Below are 17,092 nucleotides of genomic sequence, written 5' to 3'. Positions count from 1 at the left end.
ACTTAAAGCATTGGTGTTTCAGCAGGTGGGGTAGTTGCATCGCTTTCGACAATGCTTACTTTCGCATGGTTACTCAAACGGACTTGACCCGATGTCACCACTACATCACCTGGCTTCACGCCTTCTAGAATGTGTGCGATATCTTTAGAGCGTTCGCCAACTTTTACCACATGCTGCTTAACGCGTTTTTCGCCATCTTCTTCTGTTACGATGTAAACATTGTCGCCATACAGCGTAAATGTGATCGCGGTTTGAGGTAGCGTGACCTGATTTTCTAATTTAGGCAGAATGATGTTTGCACGCGCGAACATACCACTACGTAGTTTGCCGTCACTGTTAGGGATATCCGCTTGAACTTGAATCAAACCACTTTGTACGTTTACAGCTGGTTCAATCGCAGAAATAGACCCTTTGAAAGGTTGGTCTGGATAAGCGTCAACAAAGATATCCACTTCTTGATCGATATTGATACGTGAAATATCGGTTTGTGGCACGGTGAAGCGCAAGCGCATCACGCTGGTATCTTCAAGGCGAACAATATCGGTGCCCGCCTGTAGGTACTGACCGAGGTACACGTTACGAATACCTACCACACCATCAAATGGCGCTTTGATTTCGCGTCGGTCGATGGTTGCTTTCAGGCTTTCAATATCCGCTTTTAAGGAGAAGTAGTTTGCTTCTGCTTCGTCATACGCTTCTTTAGAAATAGAGCCTTTTTTGAATAGGCCTTGGTAGCGTTTGTATTTCGCTTCTGCCGCTGGCAACTTAGCTTGCGAGCTCTTCAAATTTGCTTTTTCGACTTCAGAATCAAGCAACACTAATGGCTGACCCGATTTAACTTGAGTACCGGAATCAAACGCGATTTTATCGATAACACCGCTCGTTTCGTTCGCTACCGTCACGCCTTGGTTTGGCTCGATAAAACCAATTGCCTCGATGACTGGTACCCAATCCACCGCTTGCACTTCTGTCACGGTTACTGGGAACTCAGGTTCAGGACGGTTTGCCATGTATTCAGCGATCTTTTGTTGCTTAAATAAATTGAAACCTATCACGCTGCCGAACAAGAGAACGGCGATAAGTAACATAAAGAAAGTCCACTTTTTCATTCTATTAAGAACTCCAAGTTAGTGTTTAATAATTGCATCCCAACTGGCTTCAATAGCGGCCTCTAATGCCGTCTTATCCAGTTGATAAAATCCCAAAGCGTGTTTCCGAGCAAGTGCAACACTTGCCTCAAAACTTAATCCAGAAAGTACTTCGTTATCGAGAAGCTTGAATACTCCCTCGTCTTTACCCTGATTAAAAAGAAGATCTACTTGGGCAAACATTTGTCTCTCAAGTTCCCGAGCTTTGCTACTATTTGAACAGGGTAAAGACTCATATTGGACTCGGTTGCTGATCGCACTTAAGTTCGAGCTCGCTAAATTCCAAATATTGAGCCACATGGTTCGATAACGCTGTTTTAAAGGCATCTCTTCACTAACACCTAGTTGCACCGCAGTAGCAACACGCTTAGCAACGTTAAGGCGTAGTTCCTCTAAAAGATGTTCTTTATCTGAGAAATAACGGTAAATCGTCCCTGCTGCGACACCTGCCTCATTGGCGAGCTTTTGCATGGAAAGCCCTTGAAAACCAGATTCAGCAATGAGTTGTTCAGCAGCGACTAAGATTTGTTCTCGTTTATCTACAGCAGGGTTATCCTTCATAATGTCACCCTTTAGTGAATGAACGTTCATTCATTATAGCTTAAATACCCGCCATTTATGCAACAGAATATTGCACTTAATTGGTGTGAAAATTACAAGAAATCAGCATAGCTTTCACGAGGCCACCCCTTTATCATAGGCGCCACATTCATCACCCGCAGAGAATTTCTATGAAGCTGAACCCTAGTCAAGATGAAGCCGTGAAATACGTGTCTGGTCCATGCCTAGTGCTAGCTGGTGCTGGCTCGGGCAAAACTCGTGTTATTACCAATAAAATCGCTTATCTGGTTCAGCAATGTGGTTACAAAGCGCGTAACATTGCGGCGGTGACGTTTACCAACAAAGCGGCACGTGAAATGAAGGAGCGTGTAGGTCAAACGTTAGGGAAAGGTGAGTCTAAAGGTTTGATGGTATCAACATTCCACACTTTAGGATTGAACATCATCAAGCGTGAGTACAAGCATTTAGGGTTGAAAGCGGGCTTCTCACTGTTTGATGACCAAGACCAGCTAGCTCTGCTCAAAGAGCTTACTGAAAAGCAGCTTGATGGTGATAAAGATCTGCTACGTCAGCTTCTGAGTTGTATTTCCAACTGGAAAAACGACATGTTGACGCCAGAGCAAGCCAAAGCGCGTGCGCAAGGTGAACAGCAACAATTGTTTGCGTTCTGTTTTGATATGTACCAAAAGCAAATGAAAGCCTATAACGCGCTCGATTTTGATGACCTAATTTTGATGCCCGTTTTACTCTTACGTAATCATGAAGACGTTCGTCAGCGTTGGCAGAATCGTATCCGTTACCTACTGGTTGACGAGTATCAAGATACCAACACGAGTCAGTATGAGCTGGTCAAATTAATTGTCGGAGAACGTGGACGATTGACGGTTGTAGGGGATGACGATCAGTCTATTTATTCATGGCGTGGTGCGAAACCTCAGAACCTCGTGTTGCTAGGTGAAGATTATCCGAATTTGCGTTTGATTAAGCTAGAGCAAAACTACCGTTCAACGAGTCGAATCCTGCGTGCGGCCAACATTTTGATAGCTAACAACCCTCACGTCTATGAGAAGTCCTTGTTCTCTGAAATTCCTGACGGTGAAAAACTCAAAGTGTTGTTGGCTAAAAATGAAGAGCACGAAGCAGAGCGCGTAACGGGTGAACTAATTGCACATAAGTTCCTAAACCGTACCGAATATAAAGATTATGCGATTCTATACCGTGGTAACCACCAATCACGTTTGATTGAAAAGTCTCTGATGCAAAACCGTGTACCGTATAAAATTTCTGGTGGCACCTCGTTTTTTGCACGCGCAGAGATTAAAGACATCATGGCGTATTTGCGTGTTTTGGTTAATCCGGATGACGACAATGCATTTTTGCGCATTGTGAACACTCCGCGACGTGAAATAGGCCCAGTAACGTTAGAGAAATTAGGCAGTTATGCCAATATGCGAGGCAAGAGCCTGTTTGAGTCGAGCTTTGAAATGGGGCTCGAACAGCACCTAACGGGACGTGGCCTAGAAAACCTGCGTCGTTTCACCCAATGGCTAGTGGCGATTGCTGATCAAGCTGAGCGTGGTGATACCGTCGAAGCGGTTCGTTCGCTAGTTCGTGATATCCATTATGAAGATTGGCTATACGAAACTTCAGCAAGTCCGAAAGCCGCTGAAATGCGAATGAAGAACGTTTCTGATCTTTATTCATGGATAGTGGCGGACCTAGAGGGTGACAACTACGATCAAGAAGAGAAAACGTTAAAAGAAGTCGTTCAACGTTTGACCTTGCGTGACATGATGGAGCGCGGTGAAGAAGATGAAGACAGTGATGCAGTACAACTGATGACCTTGCACGCATCAAAAGGCCTTGAGTTCCCATATGTATACTTAATTGGGTCCGAAGAAGGTATTTTACCGCACCAAACCAGTATTGATGAAGATAACGTGGAAGAAGAGCGTCGCCTGATGTACGTTGGTATTACTCGCGCGCAACGTGAACTGACTTTCACTATGTGCAAAGAGCGTCGGCAGTTCGGCGAGTTGATCAAACCGACTCAAAGCCGCTTTTTGGATGAGTTGCCATTTGATGACGTTGAATGGGAAGTAAACAAAAAGCCAGTATCAGCAGAAGAGCGTATGGCGAAAGGTCAAGCACACATTGCCAATATTCGAGCAATGTTTAAGAAGTAAAGTAACCTTGTTCTCACTGACTAAAAACAAAAAGGCTTGCCAACTGGCAAGCCTTTTTCGTTGATGTCTTTACTTATAGACCTTCAATCATGTGGTCAATTGCTGCGATGATTTCATCGTCAGAACAGTCCATACAGGTTCCTTTGGCTGGCATCGCATTGAAGCCTTCTAATGCGTGCTTCACTAACGTATCTTTGCCTTGTGCAATACGTGGTGCCCAATCATCGGCATTACCTGTTTTAGGTGCGCCGTTTACACCAGATGCGTGACAAGCAATACAAAAAGTACCATAAACTGTGGCGCCATCACGTGGACCGGTTGGTTCTTCTTTCACTGGCTCAGAACCTGCTAGATAAACATCACCGACAGGTTGGATGCGTTCTGCGATCGCATCGTATTCAGTTTGGCTGATGTCAGAAGCTAAAGCTGCCGTAGAAAACGTTAAGGCAGCGAACAAAACGCTAATCATTTGTCGAGACATATCCATTAAACCCACTTCACATTCCCGAGGTAAGTGACTTACCTATTTATATAGTTAGAGTATTAATGCCGAGCAGAGAAATCATTAAATTCCACTGAATGGCATAGAATGATTAGACAACTTGGTTGCAGCTGTTAAATCAATGTAAATAATGGGTGATTATATCCCGATAACTTGTTGCAATAAACAACAAGTTATCCATGACAGGGCGTGAATCACATCAAAAATCCACTTTAACGGAAGATAACTGTCGAAAAAGAGACCAAACGATAAAAAAAGTAAAAAAAGTACTAGACGGCATAGTGTGATATCCGTATTATTCCACTCCGCCGATAGGGCATGCGCCCGTAGCTCAGTTGGATAGAGCGTTGGCCTCCGGAGCCAAAGGTCGAAGGTTCGAATCCTTTCGGGCGTACCATTGCCTCGGAGGATACATCGGTAAAAATCAGTGGTGGCTATAGCTCAGTTGGTAGAGCCCCGGATTGTGATTCCGGTTGTCGCGAGTTCAAGTCTCGTTAGCCACCCCATTCTTTCTTTTTTAGATTGAATGCGGTAGCATTGCTCCCAATCTTGATTCAATCAAGATAAAACATCGTCGGTGAATAGCGCAGCTTGGTAGCGCATCTGGTTTGGGACCAGAGGGTCGGGGGTTCGAATCCCTCTTCACCGACCACTATTTAGTTTATGGCTCGAATAGAGCGGTAAACAGCAAAAATTGATGGTGGCTATAGCTCAGTTGGTAGAGCCCTGGATTGTGATTCCGGTGGTCGCGAGTTCGAATCTCGTTAGCCACCCCATTAATTAAGGTGACTTCTTAGTTGAAGTGTCCTGTCTGATTTGAGAAAATCAGCAAATACAGTTCGGTGAATAGCGCAGCTTGGTAGCGCATCTGGTTTGGGACCAGAGGGTCGGGGGTTCGAATCCCTCTTCACCGACCACTATTAGAAAGCCTGCTTTTTAGCAGGCTTTCGTCGTTTTAGAGTTTATGATCTCGCTTGGACTGTATTAGTCGGTAATGTATCAATGGATTTGAACCCAAGTGGGGTTCGCCTGAAGTTAGAATTCGGCTCTTCACCGACCGCTATTTAGAGCCTCAGTCGAAAGACTGGGGCTTTTTTGCATCTCTCCTGAAAAGAATCGGCATTCCATTTCAATTTTTCCCAAAAGTGTACAGCTCTAGGGGCTTTTGACCACCTATGATCTAAATGCTTTTCGAGCTGACAAAATAAACCCCAGAGCAGTGTCTGGGGGTTTGTAGTTTTCTAATCCGCTGCTTTTATTGGGCGAGTGTTTTAAGGATTTCTTTTACTTCTACCGTTTTTTGGATTTCAAAACTTGGCGTTATATCCGTTGAGTTACTTGCGCCTGTCGCATTCACCCACACACTCAAAATGCCCATATTGTTAGCGCCAGCAATGTCAGCAGGTAAAGAGTCGCCCACGTGTAGAGCCTCTTCTGGTTTTACTTCGACCAAGTCGAGCGCTTTTTGGAAAATACTTGTAGCAGGTTTCTCTTCTGGCTCTTCTCCTCCCACAATAATATGGTCCACCCAGTTGCTCATTTGTGTCGCGTTTAATTTAGGGTGTTGAGAAAAAATCGGGCCGTTAGTGATCACGACGAGTTTGTAATGTTGACGAAGGTCGCTGAGCATTTCTTTTACACCAGGGAAGAAAGTGAACGCGCCCATACGTGCAGAGTCAAAGTAGTCTTGAGCTTGTTGAGCCTCTTTTGCAGTGATGCTGACGCCTTGCTCCGCCAAGATGTTTTGGATCAGGCCACAACGGAAAGCATTTTCATCGGGTAGCAGAGCCACAAGGTGAGGGAACTCAGCATTCAGCTTTTTGTATACACCCTGCAAGTAGCGCTGCAAAAACGCTTTTGGCTCGGTAACTTGTGGGTAGGTCTTATGAATCCAAGTTGTAAACGCTTGTCCTGCAACTTTATCGGCTTGTGACGTTGCACATAAAGTCTCGTCCATATCAAAAAAAATCGCTTTAAGCACAGGAGCTCCTTTTATTTACGGCTTGGCTTTGACACTGTTCATCTATTATCCCACTCTCAATTGTGTCGTAAAGGGTTAAAATCGGCGAGTTTTCTTATGACGTACGAATGAGGATAGCGGTACTTTCCTTTGCTTAGTCAATAAACCGCTTAAGTGGCGCATAATCTGCGTTGGAGCAGGATTTGTGTGGTTTTGCTGTTTTGTTCACGTTTTGACCGATCCTTTCTCTTCCTAAGTTTGGCTTTTTGTATTTGCCGACTATTTTATTAATAGTTTTTTATGTTGAAAAAACACTTTTTGCATATGATATTGTTTGTTAAATGTTAATAAATGCACATGAATAATATGGTTAATGATCTTGTTTAGCTCATGTTTACTTTTAGAGCATTTTTCTAGTTTTATTGGTGCATGACGCACAAAAATAGTGTGATATGAAAATGGTTAAATACTTGTTAATGCATTTTTATTCGCTAATTGTGCGTTTATTTAATGTTTTTTCGGCGGAATATACTTTAATTGTTGCTTTTTTGTGTGATTTTTGCCAAATTATTTCCGCATTAAGATTTCAGAGTATTATTCTGAATTTGAACGGATTCATTCAGGTGATGAATGGTGCCTTTGGCATGATTCGATACCACAGACAAGGCAGTAGAGGTCTGAAATGTCACTATTAGAAGTGAAAAACCTTCGTATTGAATACCCATCCCGACACGGCGTTCACGCTGCCGTGAAGTCACTTTCTTTTCATATTGAACGTGGTGAAATCGTGGGTGTTGTTGGCGAATCAGGTGCGGGTAAATCCACCGTTGGTAACGCCGTTATTGATTTGCTTAGCCCTCCAGGTCGCGTTGCTAGCGGTGATGTATTCTTGGATGGAGAAAAAATTTCTGGCCTATCACCAGAAGCGATGCGTAAGGTTCGCGGCTCGAAAATAGGTTTTATTTTCCAAGATCCGATGACCTCGCTCAATCCACTTTTTACTGTTGAGCAACAGCTGAAAGAGACGATCCACGCTAACATGAAGGTCTCTGATGAAGAGGCGTATCAGCGCGCGCTTTCTCTTATGCAGCAGGTTGGTATTCCTCAACCAGAAAACCGCTTAAAGCAGTACCCGCACCAATTCTCTGGTGGTATGCGTCAGCGTGTTGTCATTGCCATTGCTTTGGCTGGTGAGCCTGATCTCATCATTGCGGACGAACCAACTACGGCGTTAGACGTTTCTATCCAAGACCAAATCCTCAACTTGATCCGCGAGCTGTGTATCAAGAACAATGTCGGCTGTATGTTGGTTACTCACGATATGGGTGTCGTCTCCAACGTCACCGATCGCGTGGCGGTAATGTATCGTGGTGACTTGGTGGAGTTTGGACCAACAGCCAAAGTATTGGGCGATCCTGATCATTCTTATACTCGCAGTCTAATTTCAGCGGTACCACGTTCAGACAGAAAGCTAGATCGTTTCCCGTTAGTAAGCTATATCGAAGAAGCGGCGGAAATGGAGCCACTCGATATCAAGAACCACTGGTTAGGACAAAGCCAAGATGAGCGTGAGTACACTGGCCCGCTTTTGGACGTGAAGAACGTCAATCTTCGCTTTGTGACCAAAGACTCTTTGTTCGAGAGCCGCCGAGAATACGTGCAAGCATCTAATAATGTGAGCTTTGAAGTGCACGAAGGCGAAACCTTTGGTTTGGTGGGCGAGTCTGGTTCAGGTAAATCGACCATTGCACGTGTGATTGCTGGTTTATACCAACCTAACTCTGGTCAGGTGAAATTCGAGGGCATTGACCTGACCGCTTTAACCTCTGAGAAAGAGCGCCGCCCGATGCGTCGTCAAATGCAGATGGTGTTCCAAAACCCATATACTTCAATGAACCCTCGTATGAAGGTATTCGATATTATTGCTGAGCCAATCCGTTTCCATAAATTGACGAAAAACGAGTCGGAAACTCGCCAAATCGTGAATGACCTATTGGATCATGTTGGTTTGGGTCGAATGGCTGGGCTTAAGTACCCTCATGAATTCTCCGGTGGTCAGCGTCAGCGTATTTCTATTGCGCGTGCGTTGGCGACTCGTCCTCGACTTTTGATTTGTGATGAACCGACCTCAGCACTGGACGTATCGGTACAGGCACAAATTCTAAACTTGCTGAAAGATCTGCAAAGTGAGCTGAACTTGACTATGTTGTTTATCAGCCACGATTTACCTGTTATTCGTCAGATGTGTGACCGAGTAGGTGTGATGCAAATGGGTACACTTTTAGAAGTGGCACCAACAGAACAGTTATTCACGGCACCTCAACACGAATACAGCAAAAAATTGATTTCTCTGATGCCGGAGTTTACTGGCTTGCGAGAAGAGATCGAAACGGCATAAACCAAGCAATTCGCTTGGCTAACCTTTAGTCATAACAAAGACGCAAACACAACAACAAGGGATCCGTATCCCCGCATGAAGGAGTTATGCAAATGAAAACCATGAAAAGCAAATTAGCAGTGGCGCTAATGGCTGCGGGCCTAAGCTTTAACGCAATGGCAGCAGATATCAAAGTTGGCTATGCAGCTGACCCAGTATCGCTTGACCCACATGAGCAGCTATCAGGTGGCACACTGCAAATGTCACACATGGTATTTGATCCGTTGGTTCGCTTTACTCAAAAAATGGATTTCGAGCCTCGCCTAGCAGAAAGCTGGGAACGTATTAACGATACGACTGTTCGTTTCAAACTACGTGAAGGTGTGAAATTCCATTCTGGCAATACTCTAACGGCTGACGACGTCGTGTGGACGTTCCAGCGTTTACAAAGCTCTCCTGACTTTAAAAACATCTTCGACCCGTACGAAAAAATCGTCAAAGTTGACGACAACACGTTCGATCTTGTAACTAAAGGTCCTTACCCACTAGTGTTGCAAACCGCAACGTACATTTTCCCTATGGACAGCAAGTTCTACACGGGTAAAACCGCAGACGGCAAAGACAAGTCTGAACTAGTGAAGCACGGTAACTCATTCGCATCGACTAACGTTTCTGGCACGGGTCCGTTCATCGTGACATCACGTGAGCAGGGCGTAAAAGTGGAATTTGAACGCTTTAAAGATTACTGGGACAAAGAGTCGAAAGGTAACGTTGATAAGCTAACACTTGTTCCAATCAAAGAAGACGCGACTCGTGTAGCAGCGCTGCTTTCTGGCGGTGTTGACATGATTCACCCTGTAGCGCCAAACGACCACAAACGCGTTGAAGATGCTGATGGCATCGACCTAGTTACGCTACCTGGTACTCGTATCATCACGTTCCAACTAAACCAAAACAGCAACGAAGCATTGAAAGACGTTCGCGTTCGCCAAGCGATTGTTCACGCAATCAATAACGAAGGTATCGTGAAGAAAATCATGAAAGGCTTCGCAACGGCTGCTGGTCAGCAAAGCCCGGCAGGTTACGTGGGTCACGATGACAAACTGGTTCCTCGCTACGATTTGAAGAAAGCGAAAGAACTGATGAAAGAAGCGGGTTACGAAAACGGCCTGACGCTAACGATGATCGCACCAAACAACCGTTACGTGAACGATGCGAAAGTAGCACAAGCGGCGGCGGCAATGTTGTCTAAGATCGGTATCAAGGTTGATCTGAAGACCATGCCAAAAGCGCAGTACTGGCCTGAGTTCGACAAGTGTGCGGCAGACATGCTGATGATCGGTTGGCACTCAGATACAGAAGACTCAGCGAACTTCAACGAGTTCCTAACTATGACTCGTAACGAAGAAACCGGTCGTGGTCAGTACAACTGTGGTTACTACTCAAACCCAGAAATGGACAAAGTGGTTGAAGCTGCGAACGTAGAGACGGACCCTGCGAAACGTGCAGAAATGCTGAAGGGCGTAGAAGCGACACTATACAACGACGCAGCATTCGTACCGCTACACTGGCAAAGTGAAGCATGGGGCGCGAAGTCTAACGTGAAAGCGGCAGATATCGTTAACCCAATGGTAATGCCTTACTTCGGTGACCTAGTGGTTGAATAATCACGGTTAGTCGACTTTGAGGAGGGATGGATTTCCCTCCTCAACTTAAAGCACTCGACTCAGTTTTGTTTCAGTCGGATTGAGTTGGTTATTTAGACTGAATTTTCTCTCTAATTTAGAGATCTATGGATAGTTAAGGGGCAAGGAATGTTTTCGTTTCTGGTCAAGCGCCTGTTTCAGGCACTGATAGTGATGTTTGTGATCAGTTTGGTGGCGTTTGCCATTCAGGACAACCTGGGTGATCCGCTGCGTGAGCTTGTAGGTCAGTCGGTTTCGGAATCGGAGCGTCAAGCGCTACGCGACGACTTGGGCCTGAACGATCCCTTTATCACAAAGTACACGCGCTTTGTGGGTAATGCACTGCAAGGTGATTTGGGTACCTCATATTTTTTCAAGCGACCTGCGGTTGAGGTGATTCTCGACAAGCTGGTAGCTACATTAGAGCTCGTGTTTGGCGCGACGCTTATCATCATTGTTTTCTCTATTCCGCTTGGGGTGTACTCTGCGATTCATCCTAAGAGTGTTTTTACCAAATTTGTCATGGCGATGAGCAGTGTCGGTATCTCGATTCCGGTGTTCTTAACCGCAATCATGCTGATGTATGTCTTCTCCATAGAACTCGGTTGGTTGCCTTCCTATGGGCGAGGTGAAACCGCTAACGTACTCGGTTGGGAATCTGGCTTCTTTACCATTGATGGTATCAAGCACCTCATCCTACCTTGTATTGCGCTAGCGTCTATCATGCTGCCGTTGTTCATCCGCTTGGTGCGTTCAGAAATGCTGGAAGTTCTGAGTTCGGAATACATTAAGTTCGCCAAAGCAAAAGGTTTGAACTTACAAAAGATTTATTACCAACATGCACTTAAGAACACCATGCTACCAGTATTGACGGTAGGTGGCGTGCAGATTGGTACCATGGTGGCCTACACCATTCTTACTGAAACCGTGTTCCAATGGCCGGGCACTGGCTTCCTTTTCCTAGAGGCAATCAACCGTGTAGATACACCGCTGATCACTGCCTACGTTATCTTTGTTGGTCTGATCTTCGTGGTAACCAATACCATCGTTGACTTGCTGTACGGCATCATCAACCCAACTGTGAACCTAACTGGAAAAGGAGCTTAATCATGAGCCAATCAAATTTAACACCAGCTCCCGCTCCATCAGCGTGGCAGCGTTTCAAAGAGTCAGATTTTCTGTATTACTTCAAACGCGACAAAGTGGCGATGGCGAGTTTTACCGTCTTTATGATGTTCTTAGTATTGGCATTGGCTGCACCGATTCTTGCGCCAACAGACCCGTACGATCTGACGTCTATCGACATCATGGACTCTGAGTTGCCACCTTCGTGGATGGAAGATGGCGATGAGCGTTTTGTTCTTGGTACTGATGAGCAAGGCCGTGATATTTTATCGACCATTCTTTACGGTTCTCGTTTGTCTTTGACGATCGGCTTTTTAGCCGTCGGTCTTCAGTTGATTCTGGGTATCATCATTGGTTTGTCGGCGGGTTACTTCGGTGGTCGTATCGATAGCTTCTTGATGCGTTTTGCAGACGTACAGTTGTCGTTCTCAACCATGATGGTCGCGATCATCGTATCGGCCATTTTCAAAGCCAGCTTTGGCAGCGATTTTTACAGCCAATACGCGGTGGTGATGCTGGTGGTGATCATCGGTGTGGCTGAATGGCCGCAATACGCACGGACTATTCGTGCCTCGGTATTGGCAGAGAAGAAGAAAGAATACGTCGAAGCGGCGCGTGTGATGGGCTTTAAAGCGCCACGCATCATGTTCCGTCACATTCTGCCGAACTGTCTATCGCCAATCTTGGTTATCTCGACGGTACAGGTAGCGAACGCGATCATGTCGGAAGCGGCACTGTCATTCCTAGGTTTGGGTCTTCCTGTTGATCAGCCGTCACTAGGTGCGCTGATCAGCATCGGCTTTAACTACATCTTCTCAGGTGCGTGGTGGATTACTGCCTTCCCAGGCATCGTGTTAGTTACACTGGTTCTGGTTATCAACTTATTGGGTGACTGGCTACGTGATGTATTCAACCCGAAACTGTACAAAGGATAAGAATTTTCCCGCCAAGCGTTGTAAATTCGCTTAATTCCTTCCTAAACTGAGAGCCGGATGCAAATTCCGGCTCTTTTTTTGCTAGTTATTCTTTGTTCACATTTTTTTGGCGCTTTGCCGCCATAATGACCTTACCCACTAATTTAGAGTGAAGTGTATGGAAATGAAGAAGGCACAACACCCATCTCGTATCTTCCAAGCAAGCCTAGCTTTCGGCTTGTTGCTGGTATGCGCCCAGTTTTCTAGCCCAGTATCGGCGGAGGAGTTCCTTTGCCAAGCCACTCAAGCCAGCGAGAAAGAATTACCGATGCTTGAGAAAACGTGCCCAATTGGTAACGGAGTATGGGGAAAGAAAGTGCCGCAAGGAGGCAACTACCTCTACTGGATTCAATGCGGATTACTACCAAAGCCAATGTCACTCGCGAAAGCAAAGCCGCTTTACAGCAAGATTACGACCGACGTGTGGATGAAGCCTGAATCCAAAGGTTATCGCTGTTTGATTGGGCCTTACAAAGATCTGTCTGATGCGAGGGGAGATTTGCGAGGAGTCAAAACCTTGTCGAATTACAAAGAGGCGTTCATCCGAGTGGTTGGGAAAGGGACGAAACAACCAGTAACACCACCTACACCTAAATCTACTGTATCGTCGAAATCAGCCGCATCTTCGGTTAAGCCAACACCGACGGTGACCCCGAAACCCGCGCCAGTTCCTGCTGTGCGAGCTGATACCGACGCCTTTAAAGCGCGGGCAGAGAAGCCAGATACCAAGGCAAAAAGTTCGCGTGATAGCTCTTCGTCTACGCCTGTTGCTAAGACCAAAGCGAAGCCAATTGTCACTGGAAATGATGACATTGAAGTTCGGTTGAGAACTTCAGTACAGGGCAAAACGTACGTGGTCCCATATTTACTCGATCACCATAATCAGTTTTACATGGAACATGGTAAGCCGTGGAACCGCCTCAACTACGAAAACTCGCACAAAGTATGTCAGCAACTGGGTATGAACTTAGCTAACCCTGCAGAGTTTAAAGCGCTGAGGGCGTCTGGGGTGATGGAAAAAAATCAATGGCCACTGCAACTGCCGTATTGGGGCAAAGATAAGAAAGGTTTGTTCGCCGATCGTGAGCCCAATCAGCTCACCGGAACCTCATTATTGAACGTGGTGTGCGTGAAATAACGACTCAGATATTGCGGTCAAAATATAGAAGAAAGCCCCGAGTTCGGGGCTTTTTTGCGGTCTCAAATATTATCGCTATTTGAGTGGCGTTTCTTTGTGATGCGTTTGCTAACACGCTCTACCACTGATATTCATCTCATTATGCGAATTATTTTCACTGAGCTTGTCGGCAGAGAGTCTATTCGTCATAATGTTACTTGTAACATTACTGATAAATCACATATTTATGGCTCAACAGAATAAGAAAACTCGTACGACATTGCAGGATGTCGCAGACCAGGTTGGCGTCACGAAGATGACCGTTTCACGCTATATGCGTAACCCTGAATCGGTGGCAGAAAAGACTCGGGCCAAGATTGCGACTGCGATTGAAGAGATGGGTTACATCGAAAACCGTGCACCGGCGATGTTGTCAAAGTCCTCCAGTAAAGCCATTGGTATTTTACTGCCGTCTTTGTCCAACCAAATTTTTGCTTCCTTTGTTCAGGGCATAGAGATGGTGACCAAAGCCAATGGCTATGAGACGCTTTTAGCGCATTTTAGCTACGATGAGCTTGAAGAAGAGCGCAAGATCGCGTCATTACTCTCTTATCAAGTCGATGGACTTATTCTAACTGAAAGCCATCACACGCCGCGTACATTACAGATGATCAAAAATGCGGGCATTCCGGTGGTCGAAACCATGGAACTGCCATCGGAGCCGATTGATATGGCGGTTGGACTCGATCATGAAGATGCGTCGTACACCGTGGTTAAGCAGATGCTAGATACGGGGAAGCGTACAATCGTCTATTTTGGCGCGCGTCTGGATACGCGAACCAAATTGCGGATGCAAGGTTACGATCGCGCGATGACAGAAGCAGGGCTAGAACCCAAACATGTATTAACTGGTGATCATTCTAGTTTTTCTTTAGCGCATGATTTGCTCGAACGCGCACTGGAAACGCACCCAACGCTCGATGGGGTGTTCTGTACCAACGATGACATCGCAATTGGCACCATGCTGAGTGCGCAGCAACGTGGCATTCAAGTTCCACAGCAATTGGCAGTGGCGGGCTATAACGCGCTGGATATCGGTCAAACCATCAGCCCGAAACTGATCAGCGTTGATACGCCGCGTTTCCAAATTGGTGTAAAGAGCGCAGAGCTATTAATTGCGCGCCTGAAAGGCGAAACGCAAGAAGAAAAAGTCTTCGATATGGGGTATCAGATCACGTCGGGAGAGAGTGTTTAACTAATTGTTAACTGCTCTTTGTATTCGCTCATCAATGGTATTGGTAGGTTAGGGTATGGCACATCAGCTGGATGCATTGGATCTCAACTTAATGCGTTTATTAAAAGCCGTGGTGGAAAACCGCAGCATCAAGCTGGCCGCAATGCAGCTTGGCATTTCTCAACCGAGCGCCAGCCGTGGCGTGATGAAGTTGAAGCAAGTGTTTGATGACCCGCTTTTTGTGCGTAAAGCACATGGGGTAGAGCCATCACCCATGGCGATTCGTCTCGCCGCCGAGTTCGACAATATGGTTGCACCACTGGAAAAAGTGGTGCAAGAATTTGAAGTGTTCGACCCACTGCAATACCAAGGGCAGATTGCGATTGTAACTGACCCTTATTTGATGGATGAACAAGGGCAGCGACTGCTCACTGGTTGTCATCGAGCCTTTCCCAAAGCGCACTTTGCTTTTTCCAGCTGGAATACTTACTCGCACGATGAAATGTTAGAAGGCGAGCACGATTACTGCATTCTTGACCAAGAGACCGAGCTGTCGAAAGACATTTACATGCGCCCGTTATTCGTAGAAAAACGAGTGATTTTGGCGCGCAAAAACCACCCAACGTTGTCGAAAGTCAGCAATGATTGGGACACGGTGTCCAAACTACCACTCGTCTCTTTGCCTGCGCCTGCGTCATATAAACCGCTTTGTACCGTGGAGTCCGAGTATCGACGCATGGGTTATGAGCCAGTAGTGTTACTGAAGTCCTATAATTTGCGTTTGGCTTGCCAAATGTTGCAAGAAACCGACGCGATTATGTATGCCAGTCAAAGCTCGGCATTGTTGATGCCAGAACTCGCCTCTTACGCAATGCCACCCGTTAATCGTGAGTTTAGCCAGTTTGTTGTCTCTGGCGGTTTCCTTCAAACCAACCGCAACCATCCTTTGCACAGACACCTGCATAAAGTGGTGCGACAAACCCTCAATACGCCGCTGATTTTTACGCAGTGATGTCACTTTATGGCATCGGCTGAATGAGAGTAGATGCTTTAACCTTATCAATGTTGTGTGATTACATAGACAACTTACTTCTTAAGATATTCAAAAATGAATATCTCAATTACCTGTCTCTTTTTCCTACCCAGCGCTAACCTTATCTCAAATAGTCAGGAGAAGTGGCTCATTTTTATCTTTTTAACTTTTTGAATGTCGATACAGGTACGCGGCATTCACCATTCTCCGTTATGCATTTTTTTAATTTCTGATGGAGGATTAATCATGCTAGTTGCACGTCTATTTTTATTGCTCGCCATCGTTGCCGAAGTGGCTGGCACCAGCACTATGTCTCTTATCGGACAAGGGCACGGGTGGTGGGGCTACATCGTAATGTATGTGCTGATCGCAATCTCTTACTACTTCCTCGCATTTGCCGCGAAGAAAATATCTATCGGTGTGGCATACGCTGTCTGGGAAGGGTTGGGTATCTCGTTGATCACCGTGGTGTCGATCATCGCCTTTGATGCCAACTTAAACCATCAAGAGTTGTTTGGTTTGATGTTAGCTGTGGTTGGCATTGTGTGTGTGACCTTAGGGGAATCACATGGTCAGCCTAACGCCAAGAAAAATGCCGATAAACCGGCAAAAGAACGTTCATTTTCTACTAGTACAAGGTGCGAATCATGAGTCAATTTTTTACGATGTCATTTGGATTTGTCGTGATGGCTGCCTTGGTCGATATCATGGCCAATATGGCGCTGACACGCTCAAAAGGTTTTAAATATAAAGGCTGGGGCATTGCGGCGATTGTGTTGGTACTGACAGCATTCACGCTGTTGGCACAAGTGGTGAAAGAGATCGACTTAGCCATTGCTTATGCCTCTTGGGGTGCGATCGGTATCTTGGGTACCGCAGTAGGTGGAGCCTTGCTGTTTAAGCAGAAACTCAAACCAATCGGCTGGTTTGGTATCTTTGTGGTGATTGCTGCCGTCGTGGTGATGAAGACCGCTTGATGTAATTTAATGAATGCTAGATATCGTCATTCTGAGCAGCAAGAGACGAGCGTGATTCAGAATCTACCAACAAAAAGTGCAGTGGCAGAGGGGGTTTCTCTGGCTTCACAGCACGTTGATAGTAGATTCCTGCTCTCGCTTAGGCTCGTCGGAATGACGGATTCATTCGTTTTTTAGAAAGAACCGAGGCCAATCCCAACGCTCGTCATTCTG

General features: G+C 45.8%; 14 protein-coding genes and 5 tRNA genes. 15 read left to right on the top strand and 4 right to left on the bottom strand.

What is annotated here, in order from left to right; genetic code table 11:
- Positions 1–2: 2 nt before the first annotated feature.
- Positions 3–1,109, bottom strand: coding sequence for a multidrug efflux RND transporter periplasmic adaptor subunit VmeC (vmeC, locus tag UQW94_RS22360; protein WP_005379101.1), 1,107 nt, complete (start codon positions 1,107–1,109; stop codon positions 3–5).
- Between the two features lie 18 nt (positions 1,110–1,127).
- Positions 1,128–1,709 carry a TetR/AcrR family transcriptional regulator gene (locus tag UQW94_RS22355; protein WP_005384254.1) on the bottom strand — a complete coding sequence of 194 codons (582 nt, stop codon included), beginning with the start codon at positions 1,707–1,709 and terminating at the stop codon, positions 1,128–1,130.
- A gap of 170 nt (positions 1,710–1,879) precedes the next feature.
- Here UQW94_RS22355 and rep point away from each other — a divergent pair, with 170 nt between their 5' ends.
- Positions 1,880–3,895 (top strand): DNA helicase Rep, encoded by a 2,016-nt coding sequence (gene rep / locus UQW94_RS22350; protein WP_005379104.1) that lies wholly within the window; start codon positions 1,880–1,882, stop codon positions 3,893–3,895.
- A gap of 73 nt (positions 3,896–3,968) precedes the next feature.
- Here rep and UQW94_RS22345 read toward each other — a convergent pair whose 3' ends face one another.
- On the bottom strand, positions 3,969–4,382 hold the full coding sequence (locus UQW94_RS22345; RefSeq protein WP_005384252.1) for a c-type cytochrome: 414 nt from the start codon (positions 4,380–4,382) through the stop codon (positions 3,969–3,971).
- A gap of 335 nt (positions 4,383–4,717) precedes the next feature.
- On the opposite strand from UQW94_RS22345, the gene UQW94_RS22340 reads away from it, so the two are divergent.
- The 5 genes from UQW94_RS22340 to UQW94_RS22320 all read left to right on the top strand — a co-directional run bounded on the left by UQW94_RS22340 (position 4,718) and on the right by UQW94_RS22320 (position 5,314).
- Positions 4,718–4,794, top strand: a tRNA-Arg gene (locus UQW94_RS22340).
- 33 nt (positions 4,795–4,827) lie between these two features.
- Positions 4,828–4,903 (top strand) — tRNA-His (locus UQW94_RS22335).
- A gap of 69 nt (positions 4,904–4,972) precedes the next feature.
- Positions 4,973–5,049 (top strand) — tRNA-Pro (locus tag UQW94_RS22330).
- A gap of 48 nt (positions 5,050–5,097) precedes the next feature.
- Positions 5,098–5,173: transfer RNA gene (locus UQW94_RS22325), tRNA-His, on the top strand.
- Positions 5,174–5,237: 64 nt separating this feature from the next.
- Positions 5,238–5,314: transfer RNA gene (locus UQW94_RS22320), tRNA-Pro, on the top strand.
- A gap of 338 nt (positions 5,315–5,652) precedes the next feature.
- Here the strand turns inward: UQW94_RS22320 and UQW94_RS22315 are convergent.
- Positions 5,653–6,378 (bottom strand): HAD family hydrolase, encoded by a 726-nt coding sequence (locus UQW94_RS22315; RefSeq protein WP_033907401.1) that lies wholly within the window; start codon positions 6,376–6,378, stop codon positions 5,653–5,655.
- 661 nt (positions 6,379–7,039) lie between these two features.
- Here UQW94_RS22315 and UQW94_RS22310 point away from each other — a divergent pair.
- The 9 genes from UQW94_RS22310 (at position 7,040) to UQW94_RS22270 (ending at position 16,879) form a co-directional block, all read left to right on the top strand.
- Positions 7,040–8,755 (top strand): dipeptide ABC transporter ATP-binding protein, encoded by a 1,716-nt coding sequence (locus tag UQW94_RS22310; protein ID WP_005379108.1) that lies wholly within the window; start codon positions 7,040–7,042, stop codon positions 8,753–8,755.
- Between the two features lie 92 nt (positions 8,756–8,847).
- Complete coding sequence (locus UQW94_RS22305; protein ID WP_005379109.1) at positions 8,848–10,401, top strand: ABC transporter substrate-binding protein; 1,554 nt, start codon at positions 8,848–8,850, stop codon at positions 10,399–10,401.
- A 147-nt stretch (positions 10,402–10,548) separates the two neighbouring features.
- Positions 10,549–11,526, top strand: a complete 978-nt coding sequence (locus UQW94_RS22300) for an ABC transporter permease (RefSeq protein WP_005379110.1) — start codon at positions 10,549–10,551, stop codon at positions 11,524–11,526.
- A 2-nt stretch (positions 11,527–11,528) separates the two neighbouring features.
- Positions 11,529–12,479 carry an ABC transporter permease gene (locus UQW94_RS22295; RefSeq protein ID WP_005384239.1) on the top strand — a complete coding sequence of 317 codons (951 nt, stop codon included), beginning with the start codon at positions 11,529–11,531 and terminating at the stop codon, positions 12,477–12,479.
- Between the two features lie 157 nt (positions 12,480–12,636).
- Entirely contained in the window at positions 12,637–13,656 is a 1,020-nt protein-coding gene (locus UQW94_RS22290; protein ID WP_213898897.1) for an SPOR domain-containing protein, read from the top strand.
- Between the two features lie 226 nt (positions 13,657–13,882).
- Positions 13,883–14,890, top strand: coding sequence for a substrate-binding domain-containing protein (locus UQW94_RS22285; protein ID WP_047103689.1), 1,008 nt, complete (start codon positions 13,883–13,885; stop codon positions 14,888–14,890).
- Between the two features lie 55 nt (positions 14,891–14,945).
- A complete protein-coding gene (locus UQW94_RS22280; RefSeq protein ID WP_005379132.1) occupies positions 14,946–15,881 on the top strand; it encodes a LysR family transcriptional regulator in 936 nt (311 codons plus the stop codon).
- 267 nt (positions 15,882–16,148) lie between these two features.
- On the top strand, positions 16,149–16,553 hold the full coding sequence (locus UQW94_RS22275) for an SMR family transporter (protein WP_005379135.1): 405 nt from the start codon (positions 16,149–16,151) through the stop codon (positions 16,551–16,553).
- On the top strand, positions 16,550–16,879 hold the full coding sequence (locus tag UQW94_RS22270; RefSeq protein WP_276445290.1) for an SMR family transporter: 330 nt from the start codon (positions 16,550–16,552) through the stop codon (positions 16,877–16,879). The genes UQW94_RS22275 and UQW94_RS22270 overlap by 4 nt, the downstream gene beginning before the upstream one ends.
- Positions 16,880–17,092 lie beyond the last annotated feature (213 nt).

This window comes from Vibrio sp. PBL-C16 (assembly GCF_034321865.1).
GTDB classification, from domain to species: domain Bacteria; phylum Pseudomonadota; class Gammaproteobacteria; order Enterobacterales; family Vibrionaceae; genus Vibrio; species Vibrio alginolyticus.
Note: the sequence above shows the minus strand (reverse complement) of the source record. Positions and strands in the feature narration are given on the sequence as shown.

Excerpts from the sequence above, each read along its gene's own strand:
- UQW94_RS22355 (WP_005384254.1), bottom strand. The coding sequence starts at position 1,709 with ATGAAGGATAACCCTGCTGTAGATAAACGAGAACAAATCTTAGTCGCT.
- UQW94_RS22275 (WP_005379135.1), top strand. The coding sequence starts at position 16,149 with ATGCTAGTTGCACGTCTATTTTTATTGCTCGCCATCGTTGCCGAAGTG.
- UQW94_RS22285 (WP_047103689.1), top strand. The coding sequence starts at position 13,883 with ATGGCTCAACAGAATAAGAAAACTCGTACGACATTGCAGGATGTCGCA.
- UQW94_RS22300 (WP_005379110.1), top strand. The coding sequence starts at position 10,549 with ATGTTTTCGTTTCTGGTCAAGCGCCTGTTTCAGGCACTGATAGTGATG.
- UQW94_RS22345 (WP_005384252.1), bottom strand. The coding sequence starts at position 4,382 with ATGGATATGTCTCGACAAATGATTAGCGTTTTGTTCGCTGCCTTAACG.
- rep (WP_005379104.1), top strand. The coding sequence starts at position 1,880 with ATGAAGCTGAACCCTAGTCAAGATGAAGCCGTGAAATACGTGTCTGGT.
- UQW94_RS22280 (WP_005379132.1), top strand. The coding sequence starts at position 14,946 with ATGGCACATCAGCTGGATGCATTGGATCTCAACTTAATGCGTTTATTA.
- UQW94_RS22290 (WP_213898897.1), top strand. The coding sequence starts at position 12,637 with ATGGAAATGAAGAAGGCACAACACCCATCTCGTATCTTCCAAGCAAGC.
- UQW94_RS22305 (WP_005379109.1), top strand. The coding sequence starts at position 8,848 with ATGAAAACCATGAAAAGCAAATTAGCAGTGGCGCTAATGGCTGCGGGC.
- UQW94_RS22270 (WP_276445290.1), top strand. The coding sequence starts at position 16,550 with ATGAGTCAATTTTTTACGATGTCATTTGGATTTGTCGTGATGGCTGCC.
- vmeC (WP_005379101.1), bottom strand. The coding sequence starts at position 1,109 with ATGAAAAAGTGGACTTTCTTTATGTTACTTATCGCCGTTCTCTTGTTC.
- UQW94_RS22295 (WP_005384239.1), top strand. The coding sequence starts at position 11,529 with ATGAGCCAATCAAATTTAACACCAGCTCCCGCTCCATCAGCGTGGCAG.
- UQW94_RS22310 (WP_005379108.1), top strand. The coding sequence starts at position 7,040 with ATGTCACTATTAGAAGTGAAAAACCTTCGTATTGAATACCCATCCCGA.